The 15,578-nt window shown below is 65.3% G+C and carries 3 protein-coding genes; all 3 read left to right on the top strand.

Annotated elements, in window-relative coordinates:
• Positions 1-97 precede the first annotated feature (97 nt).
• The 3 genes from ACWIGI_RS11490 (at position 98) to ACWIGI_RS11480 (ending at position 15,569) form a co-directional block, all read left to right on the top strand.
• A complete protein-coding gene (locus ACWIGI_RS11490; protein WP_454202295.1) occupies positions 98-418 on the top strand; it encodes a hypothetical protein in 321 nt (106 codons plus the stop codon).
• A 49-nt stretch (positions 419-467) separates the two neighbouring features.
• Positions 468-944: a YbaB/EbfC family nucleoid-associated protein gene (locus tag ACWIGI_RS11485; RefSeq protein ID WP_454202294.1), complete on the top strand. Its 477-nt coding sequence runs from the start codon at positions 468-470 to the stop codon at positions 942-944.
• A gap of 195 nt (positions 945-1,139) precedes the next feature.
• Positions 1,140-15,569, top strand: a complete 14,430-nt coding sequence (locus tag ACWIGI_RS11480) for a zeta toxin family protein (RefSeq protein WP_454202293.1) — start codon at positions 1,140-1,142, stop codon at positions 15,567-15,569.
• Positions 15,570-15,578: the final 9 nt, after the last annotated feature.

Here is a 15,578-nt window from a genome sequence, read left to right as displayed (position 1 = left end):
GTGTCAAAACACGTATGGCAGAGTTCGAATCACCGTGTCCGGCCCAGACGAGCTGGCCGAACGCCGGACACAGTTGGCAGACTCGGAGGGGGATTCCATGTCCGGTAACAAGGTTGGTGTGACGCCCGCAAACGTGCGTCAGGCGGGCAACTCGGCGGGCGAACTGGCGTATCGGCTGGAGCGCATCGCGATGATGGCCCGGACCGCCGTGTCCCCGGGCTCCTCGGCCTGGGGTGACGACAAGTTCGGCGGCAAGTTCGCCTCCGGCGAAAACGGATTCGCCACGGGCGCGGGCAACACCGCCGACAGCACGGCGAGCTTGGCCGAGTCGTTCCAGACCTTGAGCGATGGCTTCGGAACCACGGCGGATCGCCTGGCTGCGGTGGAGCTGGCGAACGCCGACAAGTTCAAGAAGTAGGCGAGCCGAGGTGGTCAGGGAACACGGGGAGGCCGAGGCCGCCTCCATCATGGAGGAATTCAGCGCGCAGATGCGGGCCATCGCCGAAATGAGCCGCAAGCGCGCTCAACTCACCGCGATCGGGACGGCATCGAGCGGGCGAGTGACGATTACCGTGAACGCCGACATGATTGTCATCGCCACGAAGTTCTCCTCCGAGATCGACGAACTCACCCACGATGAGATCGCCAAGGCCGTAACTGCCGCCTCACAAAACGCGGCAACCGAAATGAAACGCAAAGCAGCGGAATTGATGGCGCCGCTCCAGGACGAGCGAGCCAAGATGCCGAAACTCTCCGAGTTGTTCGAGGGCATGCCGGACCTCGTCGACGAGGCGCCGCTGACGCTGCCCGCCTCGCTGGCTGCACCGAATTCACGGGAGCGACTCGCTGCGGAGGCCGAACCCGCGCCGGAGTTCGACGGTGCGCTGGACTACGAGGATTGGCAGTCCGGACAATCCAGCGGCATCACCGACCGGCGGTGGTAATCCGACCCCGGCACGTCACACCCCGTACATGTTGAGTTCAGTTGCGGTGATGTGGCACAGTCGGTCTCGCCAAGATCAGCCTGGGCCAGCGGACGGGCGACAGTGACACAGGGGGACTCGTGCACGAACAGACCCGGACCAGCCGCCGGTGATGCGATGCCGTGCTGTCCGCCGCTCTGACGGCTGAGGTGTTCGATGGCACTGCAGTTTCCGTCGTGGATGGAGCCACTCGAATGGCTCGTGGGCTCGGACTGGCCACATGGCAACGAAGATCTCATGTGGCAAATGGGCCGAGATCTGCAGGCGGCCGCCGACGAAGCGGATCTGCTGCTCGGTGACATCGACGACCTACTGTCCGATGTCCGCAAAGCATATCCGGAAGGCACCGGCGGCGAGCAGATCCTGACCTGGTTGCAGCCACTGCGCGACGGCACCGGCCCCGAAAAGAATGGCTCGGTACAGGAACTCGCCGAGCACTTTCAGAAGCTCGCCACCGCGGCGGACGGCCACGGTGACCAACTCCAGGCCGCGAAACTCAACTTCTATATCGCCGGCGGCTGGCTCGTCGCCGAAATTCTGTGGGCCCTGGCCGGCGGTCCCTTCGCGCCCGCCCTGCACGCGGCGGCGATCGCGGCCGGACGCGTTGTGTTCAAATCCCTTACCAACGCCTTCATCAGGCGAATTCTTACGAATATCGCCAACCGCATCACTTCTTCTGTCCTGCGCAAGATTTCGCCCAAATTGATCTACGAGATCGTGCAGGAGTCCCTCGAGGAGACACTGCAGGGCACTTCGCAGGAAATGCTGGTGCAGTACATCCAGAAGAAGGGCGGCCACATCGATGAGTACAACTGGCAGGCGGTGCGGGACAACGCGAAAATCTCTGCCATCGCGGGCGCTGCGGGCGGTGCCGCCGGATTTCACGCGAACAAGCTGTTCCCAACGAACATGGGTGGCTTCCGAGGTACGTTGAACGGAGCGCTCACCGGCGCATCCGCTGGTGCGGTAGGTGCGCTGGCCGCCCACGGCGGCGGTCGTCTGGTCACCGGCGAATGGGGCGAGTTCGACCCCCGGTCGCTGACCGGCGGCGCGCTGTCCGGCGCGCTTCCCAGCGCCATTCATGGCTACCGGGGAATGTCCCCGGATGCGGGACCGGTGCGGGCTCCCGGTACCGATCCCACCACGGTTCCGGGTACCGACACCCCGGGCACGACGCCCGGCACCAACCCGAGCTCGGATAGCCCCGCCGACACCAACGGGGCGAACAACAACCCCGGCGCAGGCCAGAACGGCGCAAACGCGCAGGGCGCGAACCAGAACGGCGCGACCAACGGGGAGAACGGCGGATCTAACCAACCGGCCAACTCCGGTGACTCCGGAGGCAAGGGCTCCGATACTTCCGGGGCGAACCACCAGGGCAGCGAATCGGCGCCGTCGAACAATGGCGAATCCGCGCCGTCCAATGGCAAGGAATCCGGGGACTCGAGCGGGCGCGGCGACGGTCCGGCCGCGGACACCAAGGGCGATAGCACAACAACCGGAAACGACTCGAATACCAAGTCCGACAGCACAACTAGCACGGACGGCAAGACCGATGACTCGGCCACCACCGACGGCAAAACCGAGCAAAATTCGAGTCCGGATACCAACTCCGACAACAGGACCGAGACCCGGAGCGAAGCGGACACGAAGGCCGATCAGACCGGCACTGCGCTGAAAGACAGTTCTTCACAACCGAATACGGCGGCCTCGCTCGATACGAACACCACAACGTCGCATCACACGACGAACACGACGACCACCACCGCGAACGCAACACCGAACACGACGGCACCGAATACCACGGCGCCAACCACGAACGCGCCCAATACCTCGACCGCCACCACCGCGAATACCAGCACCACGACGTCCACCGCGAACACCTCGACCTCGACCTCGACGACCACCCCCAACAGCGCCGACACTCGCGCCGGCGACCCGGCCAAGTCCGCGCCCGGCCCACGCGCCGATGTCGGAGCCCCCCGCCCCGTCGCCGCTCCCGTAATGACCACCCGCGCATCCATCGGCGACGCCACCTTCGCGCACCCCGGCGCGGGTATCCCGATCCAGGCCGCGCAAACCGGCGTCGAGGCCGCCGCCAAGACCGAACAGGCCGTCGAACACCAAGGGCCGCAGTCGAGTCCGGATGCCGAGCAGGCCGTGCCTATCCCGGTGCCGATGCTGCCGATCGGCGTCGACCCACCCGCCCCCACCCCACCTGCCGACACCACTGCCGAGCCGCAGAGCGAGCGGCAGATGGCGAAGAACTTCAAGGCCAACTCCACGCTGCCCGGCGGGCAGATCACCTTCGGTGAGCTCTCGCCGAAGGCGAAGCAGTTGGTCAACGCGCTCGCCGAGAACGCTCACATCCCGATCAGTCCGGGCGAGGTGAGCATCGCCCATCTCGCCGAATTGCAGAAGTTCGCCGGGGTCGAACACGCGATAGCGCAGAACAAGAACGGCGACCTGAGGCTGTTCCGAGGCGGAACGACAAGAACCCGAATTCCGGACGACCTCAAGGGCGAGTACGACTTCATCGTGCACACCCACCCGGAAGATCGGATGCCCGGTCCGCCGTCGCAGTGGGAGCTCTACATGGGCACGCATTCCCACGACAGCATGGATTTCGACCTTCGTACCAAGACCAGCTCGTACACCGAAGCCGTGGTCAGTCGCGATGGTCAAGTCCGGTTTTTCAACAACGAGGGCGTCTTCGACCTGCCCGTCGGCGAATACCCCAAGGGCGGTCCGATCAGCGACCGGGGATACGTCGTTCCGGTGCCGAACCTGGACTCCGACTTCGTCGGCGAGAAGAAGATCTCGCAGGACTCGGACCCCGACCCACTCACCGAGAACGACCCCACGCCCGATACCGACCGGCCCGAGTCCAAGTCGACACCCGACACCCGACAACCAGGGCAGGATCCGGGCGCGCGGCAGCCGGCTCCCGACCGCAGCGACACCGCGCCCAACGTCGACACCCACCTCGACGAGGTCCTGGCGACCCATCCGGATCCGGATTCAATCCTCACCGACCTCGACGGCACCACGACGGTCGCCGCGATCGCCGACCAGATGGGGATCACCGATCCCGAACAGCGCCAGGCGCTTCAGGACGTCTTCGAGGCATCCCGGGACAACGCCGCACCGTTCATCGTGAAGGTCGCCAGCGACATGCTGACGAACCTCATGGCGGCGGCCGCACTGAACCCGGACCTGCGGGTGGTGTTTCTGGGACGCGACGGGCACAGCCTGGCCATGGCGATGAGCCAGCTGGATCCGGCGTTCGTGGCACAGCACGGTCACGAGGTCACGCTGTCGCGGGCCCTGGTGGAAACCGCGGTGCAGGACCTGGAGAAGAACGAGGGGCTGGATGTCTCGGATGTCGACGGGTTCCGCAACACCAAGGGCAAGGTCGATCCGGATTCGGTCGACGGCGCGTTCGTACGTCTGACGGAATACTTCGAGCGACTCGGTATCCCCATGGGTGTGCCGGGTTCCGATGTGGCCCTTGTGGATACGAGCTACAAGGGAACCGTTCAAGAGCTGCTGAACGCGATCTACCCGGAGACGAACTTCCAGGGCCACTTCATGTTCTACGCGGCATCCCCCGTGGACCCGCACCCGGACAACAAGCTGGGCTACGCGCTCGATCTCGATGTCGAGAACGGCAACGACGGCTACCCCGTCAAGGAGATGCCCGCCGATCCGGCCCGCACCTTCCAGCAGCAGGACGCGCTCGGCTCGATCGAGGAGGTCTTCCACGGACCGCTCGGCAGCCCCAAGTCGATCGGACCCGACGGGCTCCCGTCCCAGGAGCTGCAGCGCCACGAGTCCGATCCCCTGGTCGGCCTGAACCCCGAAACCGTCTCCGACCGCTTCTCGGATCCGCTCCTGCGCGAGGCCGCGAAACGTGTTGCGCTGCTGCCGGTCGCGCAGATCGCCCACGACATCGCGACACAGCGCGCCGCAGGCGTGGACGTCGATGCCGACCTGCAGGCGCGCTACGACAACTACGTCGATCAGGTCCGCGCGTGGGTCGAGGGTGATCCGTCGGTCAACCCGAAGTTCGCTGAGGTCATGGACTCCTTCGTCCGTCGCGCGGACAAATCCGAAGTCCGGAGCCTCGCCGACCTCATAGACCAGGCGGGGCTCAATCCAGACGAGGCCAGACAGGTCTGGCGCGACTACGCCGACAACACCACCCTTGCCGACAAGAAGGCGTTCGTTCAGCAGTTCGCCGACGCGCACCCGAATCCGGAGAGCACGCGCGAGATCACTCGCCCACCCGAGAACAACCAACCGCACCCCGAATCAACCGACCCGAACGATTCGGATCAGAACGATCCGCTGCAGAGCGGTGGATCGACCCGCCCGCGTGACGTGCTGGACCCCGAGATCCAAGGCGCCTGGGCGAACGCCGCCTACGACGCTTTCCGCGCCTCGCCGTCCGACGTCGACGATATGCACCGGAATCTCGCCGATGTCGAACGACTCGACGGCACAACCGGTTTCACCCGCCAGGAGATCGAGCAGGTCAAGCGCCACCTGTTCGAGCAAGAACATCAGCTCAGCGTGTTCGACGACGACGGGAACGTCGTCGGCTACGAATCCCGGCGCTTCGACGCGGACCCCGATATCGCCGAAGCCTGGATGCGGCTTTCCCGCGGCGTGCCGCTGCCCGCCGATATCCGGCTGCTCGAACACGAGCTCGCCGAGGCCGACTTCCTGCGTCGCAACCCGGACGCCACCTATCGAGAGGCGCACGCATACGCTAACTCGCAGTCGAACTGGGAATCCGATATCCCGAACCGCACCGGCGAGAACTACGAAAGGTGGGCCGCGAAGGATGGCGGTGTACATCGTGTACCGGAAATCGACCCAAACACCGACAACCCTGACGTACCTGTTCGGGAACAGCCTGGAGAATCTCGACCGCCAAGTGGTGATCCGGACGGACGACACGGGCGCCAAACGGGTGGACGACTCGAGCAGCCCACTGGCGATGAAGGTCGCGGCCCACATTCTGGGCCGGTTGAAAACGGACGGGACCTGGCCGGGCGGGGGCGGGATTCAAGCCTAGAACCGGGTCGGCGTGAGGAGGCCGGGAATCGGCCTCCTACGCCACCGCAGGATTCGGCGCGCCCGGATCGCGCTCAGCAGGAACCCGGGCATTCGCCGCAGCCGAATATGGCTGTGCCGCAGCCGAATTTCCAGCAGAGCCAGAACCCGCACATCCCGAATCCGACGTCCAGCCAGCTGCAACAGGCGAATGACGCTCGGCAGTTCCGGGAGGCATTGCGGAACAAGCCGCCGGAGAACCACCGGGTCCTACCGGTTTCGACGACGAACGCACCCAATTCCGACACCGCCTACCAATTCCGACGCTATGAGAACCAGCCGGGCGGGCCGGTGGGCGTTGTGGGCTTGAAGCTGCAGATCACCCACGACGGCACCGTATCCCAGAGCGAGCTCATGAAGCTGTGGGAACGGGCGCAGATGGCGGTGGATCTACAGTTCAACCACGCTCAAAAGCTGCTGTCGGGCGATCGAGTGCTGGTCGATCTCGAGTATGCGATCGACCCCGCCACCGCGAATGTGAAGCTGCACGTCGGGCAGAACGCTCCCGGCACCGTTAGCCCAAATATGGATCTGGGCTCGCTTGCGGGCCAGATCAGTCAGCAGCTGGGCCTGTCGCCACAACAGGGCCCTGGACTGGATCCGGCCGCGGTGCGCAAGATCAGCAATGACATCGCCAAAGCCAATACGCCTGCCAGGTTCCGGAGGCTGGAGGAAGGACATCGGTACCAGCCTCGGAAACTGAAGCCGGTCGAGCACGCCGCTTATCAGCATGCGGTCGAAGATGCACTGCGCCGAGGCAACCAGTTCATGATCGGTGCCGATCCACGCACGAATCCTTACGGGCAATTGATCAACGACGGCGGACCAGCTCACCCGGGACGGTCGAACAATTGCTTGGTTCAATCACTCGCGGCGCTGTCTTCGTTCCATGGTGACCCGCAGGTCGGGCCACCCCGGTATCCAGATCTGCTTCCCGATGGAACGATTGATCGACGATCCGGTGAGGCCGATGGCCTCCAGCGTGCGGAAGCCTTTCTCGGTGGCAAGTGGCAGGACTTCAACACACCTGGCAAGCCGATCGGACAGCAGTTCGCCGATCTGCACAATTGGATCCGCCACCTGGGCCCGGGGTCTTCCGCGCTGATTCACAACACCTGGCAGGCAGTCGATCCGCAAACCGGACAACCGTTGTTCAACCCCGACGGCTCTCCCAAGCCCGGGCCTTCGCATGCCACCGTGATCGTCTTCCCTTTCGGAGCCAAGGAACCCGTCTGGTGGGACCCCCAGCAGGGGACGATGTCCGATACGCCACCGCCGGGAATGGTGGCCCGGACCGTCGCCCTAGAGTTCATGACCAGCCCGACGAATCCAGGAGCCGCTCATGCCCCCAGTAACAACCAGGGAACACGCCCAGCAGTATCTGGACCAGATCTTTCCCTCACGGGAACAGTGGGCGATCCATCAGTTCAATCTGGGATGGGTAGTACTTCCGATCCTGACACCCGAACAGATAGCGAACGGCCAGAGCCTGGGCCAGACCGCGATGGTGATCGACGCGAGCAACGGGACAGTCCTCGGGTACCCGAGCTGGTCGATCGAGATGGTGATCGAGGACTTCACCCGGTCGAAGGAGACCGGGCAACCGTCCCGGAACGCGGCACAGATCTACCCGCGCCTGACCCGAGTGAATCTGACACGGACACACGAGGACCCCGAGACGATTCGGTACCAGATTCAAGTCGTCTCGATGGCAACCCCTCCACTCCCGACACAAGAGTTCCCACTGACCATCGACAAGCGGACACTGCACCACGAACCGACCGTGAGCGAAGCGACGATCGCGGTGTCCTGGGCGGACTGGAAACGGAAGCAGCAGAACGGAGTCTGGCCCGAAACGGGCTCGACGGAGTACTGACACCTGATTCGACTGCAACCCAACCAAATACGAACGAATCCGTCGAGACCGATACCGATCGGCCCGCGGATCTCACCGACGACGCCGGCACAACCCCACGGACGCAGGACCCGGACGACAGCGCTCCGTCCCCGCAGGAACAGGCGATTCTCGACGCCGTCGAACGGCTCACCCCCGCCGAACGCGACGCGCTCCAGGACTACGCCGGTGACGCGTACAACGAGATCAACCGTCACCTGCGCTTCGGCGAACCGCTCGACACGGTCTCCCCCGAGACGATCGACCTGATTCGCAGTGGCCTGGACAAACTTCCGGACTACGTCGGCCCGGTCAAGCGGTCGATCATGCTGTCGCCGGAGCAGATGGAGAGCTTCTGGAACGCCAACCGGAAGGGGGCCGTCGTCGAGGATCCGGCCTTCGTGTCGACCTCGAAGACCAAGTTCAAGTGGAACCCGAACGTCAAGCTGACGATTCTGTCGGCGACCGGCAAGGACATCTCGTACCTGCAGCCACCTGCCAAACGCGGCGAGCAAGAGGTACTCATCCCGGACGGCCGGCAGTTCCGGGTACTCAACCGCGTCATGGACGAGAACGGCGTCATGCACGTGACTTGGGCCGAGATCGCCGACGCGCCACGCTCACCCGATCAGGGCGACACGAATCCCGTTGTGGCTCAGATGGATCAGGAGGACGATCAGCCGTTCCCGCAGCACCTGCTGCCGAATCTCGACACACCGTTCTCCCTGGACTTCGGCGATCCGGCGCCGTCGGGAACGACGCCGGCCGCCCCGGACACGGCAGCCCGCGGAGATGACCCGCCCCGGGATACACACGCGCCCACGACCAAACCCGAGGAAAGCCCCGACTCGCGGGAACGGCGTTCGACCGTCCCCGACGAATCCGGTTCCCAGCCGGCCGATCCCGACAGCACCCCGCCCAGCGAGAACGACCGGTCCCCGCGTCCGGACGACGAATGGTCGCGGATGGAGCCGCGCCAGATCGCGGAGGAGCTGGAAAACCGCTGGGACGTAGAGGCGGTCGGCTTCGACAACCCGGATCTCGATCCGGAGGCGGTGCGGGAATTCGCTCGCGCCGTGGACACGATGCTCTCCCGCTACCCGGATGTGGACCTCGAGCGGGTGGTGATCGAACCGCTGGGCCGCAATACCTACGCGCGAGCCATGTCGTACAAGAACTCCGACGGCACGATGTCCGTGGACTCGCTGGCGCTGAACGCACGCTACGCCACCGATCCCGAATTGATGGCTCGGCATGTGGCCGAAGACGAGGCGGACGGCCACCTGGTGCCGGGCTCCGCCGACCGTCCCGTCTATTCGACGCTCGTGCACGAGTTCGCGCACGCCATCGCCTTCGAAGGCCAGGAGCGCTCCGCCGCAACCGCGCAGGAAACTCTGGAGAAGTACTACGAGGCGACCCGCGGCGGAATGGACAGGGCAGGCTTCGATGCCTGGCTGTCCCAGCTCAGCGGGTACAGCTTCGACGATAACGGGCTGCTCGACGGGGACGAGGCGCTGGCCGAGGCCTTCACCGATGTCGAGCTCAACGGTGAAGCCGCGAGCGAGCCCGCGAAGGTGCTGTTCTGGCATCTGCTGGACGGTGCCCGGCAGGACAGCCCGATTCCGAACCTGTTCGACGTCCTCCCGGCCGATGTCATCGCCCGGCCGAGCGGTCTGCCGACACCGGACACAGGTACGCCCAAACCTGTCGCTCCCGTGACGTTTTCACACGCAGATAATCAATCGAACCACCAGCGAAAGCGATCGGAGGAGGGTTCACCGGAGTCGGGACAGCAGCCGAACACCGATCAGGAGCCGGACGCCACCGAGCTTTCCGAGTCCGAGACATCTCAGCCCGAGACCTCCGAATCTCCGCAGAACGGCACACCAGCAGTCGAGCCGTCTCCCGACATCCCCGAGAACGACCGGCCCAACACCCTGACGGACCACCTGCGGAGCCGGTTCGAGCAGTTGCGATCACTCGCCACCGACATCATTCTGGCCGAACAGGATTCTGCGCGTCACGATGAATTACCCTCGCTGCGTGCGGATTACGCGAGTCTGCTCGACAAGCTCGGCATGCTGGACCCGGCCACCGCCGATACGTCCTGGCGACTGCTCGACCAGCATCAGTCCGCGCTCGCCGAATATCTGTCGACCAACCACGCGTTCCTGGTCCCGAGCGTCTCGAACCCGGTTCTGAACTCCGACGAGAGTGCCACGACGGCAGAACCCGCCGGTACCGGTCCAGACATCGGGCGTACAGAGGCGGATCATGACCCAGACAGACCCGAAGCGCCAGAGCATGATTCGCGTGACCAGCAACCGACCTCGGCCGAGCACTCCCCCGAGCGGAATACGCTCGACCCACACGCGCAGGAGGTTCGCGACAAGGCTCGACTTCGTACGAACGGCCGTGACGCACTTGCCTGGAATAGCCCCGTGCGAGAGCTCAGCAGTGCTGATATCGACCAGATCGAACGCATCGAAGCCCTGCGCGACGACCTGAACCGTCCTGGCGTCGATCCGGTGGAGGTCACGGCGAAGCTGCGCACCGAACTGGAGGCCGCGGGTGTCCTGCGGCGCGGCAAGCAGTGCTTGCGCAACGATGGTCCGGCCATGCAGCGCCGCGCCTTGCTGACCGAGGCCGGAATTGATGTCGTAGCGATCGCCGATGAGATCGGCTTGGATCGACCGCGACCCCCTCGAACAGACAACGAAGGACTTCCGCTCCGCGGCGACCACGCCGATCCCGACGCAGTGACGCGGCGTGATGTCACCTTCGAGGAGGTCGACGCGGTCGTGCCGGACGCGCTTATTCGCGCGCTGGAGAAGTTTGGCGTGAGCCGGAGCGTGGCGGTGGATTACATTGTCGACGTCCACAACGACCGTAGCCGTCAGCGCTACCTGCCGGATCTCGAGGGTCTGGCCCGCAAGTACAACATCCCCCTCGGGGACGTCTTCGCCATCGACCTGTACACCACCAAGCTCTACTACGAAGAACTCAACCGCCGACTGCGGGCCAATATGGATGTCGACACCGTTGAGGAGCTGCAGCAGGCGGTCAACGAATCGCTGAGCAAGCTCCCCCCGGCCGCTGTGCCTGAGCTATTCAGGTCGCTGTCCATCGATTCATTCGACCTGGCCGACTTCCTGGCGAAGTACACCACGGGCGCCGTCATCGACTGGGAAGCGTTTACCTCCGTCGCAGACGAGGAGGGCGGGACCTGGTGGGGAGAACCCAACGAGAACATTCTGTTCAAGATCACGGGTGGCGTGGCCTTCGATATCTCAGATTTCGCGGATGGCCTGAACTACAAGGATCCGGCGAACGAGGGCAAAGAGCTATTACTCCCGGCGGGCAAGGTCGTGCGGGTCGAGAGTATAACCCCGCACGTTTTGCCGGACGGAACAACGGGTTACGTCATCGAATTGGAGGTTCTCGGGGGTCCCAGTACTACGATCCCCGCCACGACTGCGAGCGACCCCACCGGTGTTCTGTCCGATCCCTCGACCGGAACACCATCGGACACAACGCAACACACTCCTGAATTCGAGCAGACCACGGCACCCTCGGACGTAGTCAATTCCGTACCGCCATCCGACCCGGCCGGGGCGGGACCGATCGACACCGGTGACACCGACGGGACCGGCCGCAACGACACAACCCCGTCCGAAGAAACACTGCCGCAGCAGGATTCCGATGACATCCCCCCGATCGCGCGCGGAGTCGATCCGGTCACTCCCGAGCAGCTAGAGCGGATCTTCCACGAGCAGATCGTTCCCAAGCTGCTGTCCGGAGCCACGTCGGTGCCCGATACCGAGACGCCCGAGGTGGTGGTCGTCGGTGGTCAGATGGGCGCCGGCAAGTCCACCATGATCGCGGATGTCGTGGCCACGTTCGCCGATCGCGGGGGAGTCACCCAGATTTCGGGCGACGACTTCTTCAAGTTCCACCCGCGCTACCCGGAACTGATGGCCACGCACGACGCCGATGCCATCCGGCACCTGCTCGCCGACGCGCGCCCGTGGTTCCGGATGGCGCTGGAGCACGTCATGGCCAACCGCCAGAACGTGATCCTCGAATTGGCGATGGGCGATCCCGTGAAGGAAGCGGGTCTCATACGCGAGTTCGTCGACAACGGCTACACCGCGCGGGCCGAGGTCATGGCGGTGTCCGAACCGCAGAGCCGGCTTTCCACGATCAACCGCTACCTGTCCGAGCGCATCGACGACGGGGTGCACCGCTATACCCCGCCCTGGCTGCACGACGCGTCGTACACCGGGTCGCAGCAGATGGTCGGCGAACTGGAGTCGGACGCGCCGCCGGTTCGCCTCGAATCCCTGACTGTTCGCAGCCGCACCGAGACGCTCTACCAGAACGCGCGCGACGAGGACGGGAACTGGGCGGAGCCGCCGCGTGCGGCCGAAGTGCTGTCGGGCGAGCGCGATCGCCCGTGGACCCCGGACGAAAAGCAGCTCTACCAGGAGCAATTGGCGCAGGTTCGCCAGCGCATGGCGGAGATGGCCGCCCAGCGGCCCGCGGAGACCGAGACGCTGGAAACACTCGGTCGGGATCTGCGCGCGACGGAGGACAACGCCCGGCCGCGGTTCGACACCGAGACACCGCCCGTGCGACTCGACGAGGACACCGGGCGGCCGCCCGAACCCGCTGACACCGAGACCGCGACCCGGCAGACGCAGACGGCGCAGGCACAACAGCAGGTCACTACCGTCGCGGAGCAGCAGCACGAGTTCCTTCGTGCCGCCGAACAACGCGATCTGGACGCGTCCGATCCCGCTGTGCACGAGCAGATTCGGGCCACTTACGCACGTGCGCACGAATTGGTAGATCTGGCAACGGCTTCGAACAAAGCGGCCTTGCGGATTCTCGCGGTCATCGACGAATGGCATCCCAGCAAGGGCGGCGTCATCGCGGTGAACAAGAACCTCTGCGAGGCGCTGGCGGCTCTCGGCCACGACGTGTTCGTCCGGGTCGGGCACGAGCTGACCGGCAATGAAGGGGCCGACACGGTCACCCTGATCGCGCCGCGCACCTCCGACCCGAACACGCCGCTGCGTGACCAATTGGTCTCGGACATGGGCGATTTGCCGGCCGGGATCGACGCGGTCATCGGGCACACCCGGTTCTCGGGCCCGGCCGCGCGTGACATCCGGAACGCGATGTACCCGGAGGCGACGCTCGTGCACATGGTGCACATGGTCACCGACGCGCTGGGCCGGGTACAGGGCAAGCCGGAGAAGGCCGTGGTCAACCACGAGATCGAGGCGGATCTGGTGTCGACCTCGGATGTCGCGGTCGGCGTCGGGCCGGCGCTGTCCGAGGAAGCCGCCCGGCTGGCCGCGATGACAGACGCCTCTCCCGTTCTGCACCAGCTGAATCCGGGTGTCGAGTTCTTCGACCAGGTGCGTCCGCCGGCGGAGCGGCAGACGATGCGGATGCTCGTTTTCGGTCGGGCCGACGATCCCGTCAAGGGTGCGATGCAGGCCGCGAAGATGGTGCAGGCGCTCAACGCACGCGGTATCGACGTCGATCTGATCGTGCGCGGCGTGCCGGAGGCGAAGGTCGCCGATCAACGCCGGCTTCTCACCCGCGCGGCGGGTCGTGAGGTCGATGTCCGCCCGTACACCCTCGACCGCGACGAGATACTCGCCGATATGCGCGATGCGAACGTGGTGTTGATGCCTTCGCTCGCAGAAGGATTCGGGCTCGTCGCTACCGAGGCTGCGGGCGCGGGCGTGCCGATGGTGTTGCCGAGCACCAGCGGTGCGGGCCGGTTCTTCGGCGCCCACACGGTGTTCCCGAGCGAGCTCACCGACGGCATGTTCGTGGAACAGGGCTACGAGAGCCCCGTGTCGGTCGAAGCCTGGGCCGCGGTGCTGGAGAGCCAGCTGTCCGATCAGGACGGCGCCTGGGATCGGGCGTTGCAGCTCCAGCAGATCCTTCGCGACCAGCAGTTCACCTGGGGATCCGCGGCCACGGCGCTCATCGACGCCACGCGGGCGGTGCCGCCCGCCGATAAGCCGGTGGCAGGGATTCCGGGACAGAGTCCCGACGTCGGCACACCGCCGTCCGCCCGGGCCGGGCTGCCCTCAGCGCCGTCGAATCCCGTTGCGAACAGCGAGCTTTCGTCGGAAGACACCATCCCCCGCCGCGGGTCGGAACCGGACTCGTCGGCATCCGGCCGCGCATCGGTGCCGGACTCGTCGGCACCTGGCCGCGCATCCGTGCCGGATTCGTCCACGCCGTCCGAGCCGACGACACCGAACATGACGCCGCCCGCCGACGAGTCGACCATGACGGGCCCGCAGCCCGAGCAGACGCCCGCCGGCGCCTCGTTCCACCCGGACCCCGCCGACCCCGTCGCCGAACTGGCCCGCCGCGTCCAGCCCGACCCCGACCGGTTCACCGTCGACGCGCACGTGGACGCGAACGGCAATTTCCGCGTCGGCGACCGCACCTACACCCCCGAGGAGTTCGCGAACCTCCTGCGCCGCACGGGCTGGGACGGCACCACCCCCATCCGCCTGATCGGCTGCGACGCCGCCACCAACGGCGCCGCCACCCGCCTGGCCCAGGCCCTCGGCGTAGATGTCCTGGCCCCCACCAAGCCGGCCTGGACCGACGCCCGCGGCAACGTCTTCACGAGCTCGACCGAGATCGGCCCCGACGGCAACCGCCGACCCCGCATCCCCCCGGACGGGGTGTGGGAGACCCATCACGCGGACGGTTCGAAGACCAAGGCCACCGACGACGGCTACGCACCGGGGAGCCGCGCGGATAGCGCACGGCCTACGGATGCGGATTCCGCTCGAGATCGCGCGGCGGGCCCGATCGACCCTGGAAAAACCAACGAAAGCACGGATGCCGCCAGCTCACACGATTCGAGCACAAGCTCGGGTCCGCGTGGCTCTATGGCCGATCCGCAACCAACCTGGCACGGACAAACCGCCGCCAAGATGCGCCACTATCGGCTGCCAGTCGAGGACGTGTCGGCTTTGAGCCCGGCAGAACAGCTGGAGGCACTGCGCCAGCGGACCCAAGAACTTGCGAACGAAGCGCGGAAACCCGACATGACGGAGGCGGAGAAGCAGGCCTATTCCAGGATGAGTTTTCCCAAAGGCCAGAATAAGATCCCGCAAGGATGTGCGGGCACGCTGCTGCACAACGACACGATGACCTCGCATACGAGTGTCACCAAGATGGACAATCAGGCACAACCGCTGACCCACCCGGTACTCCAAGCGCTCTACGACCAGGTTCGTGCAGACTACGTCGCGGGCAAGATCCAGGAGATCGGCAACGGGCATGGCAAGTGCGCGGAGGTTGCACTGATCAGTGATCGCCTTTTACAGCTCGAAGCCGCCGGTATCCGCATCGACAGCGTCGAAGCAGCTCGTCGCGCACTGGAGGGCGCACAGATCAACACGCGTAGGATCGGTGACTTCCGAGACAAGGAAGGAAACGTGATTAATCACCACGGTCAGCCAATTCCGCCTTGTGATAGCTGCAAACACGTTTTGCCACAGCTCGGCATCGAGCCGGTATAGCAGCAGAAC

The organism is Nocardia sp. NPDC055321 (genome assembly GCF_053645575.1).
The sequence above is the reverse complement of the archived record's forward strand: the minus strand, read 5'-3'. Positions and strand labels throughout refer to the sequence as shown.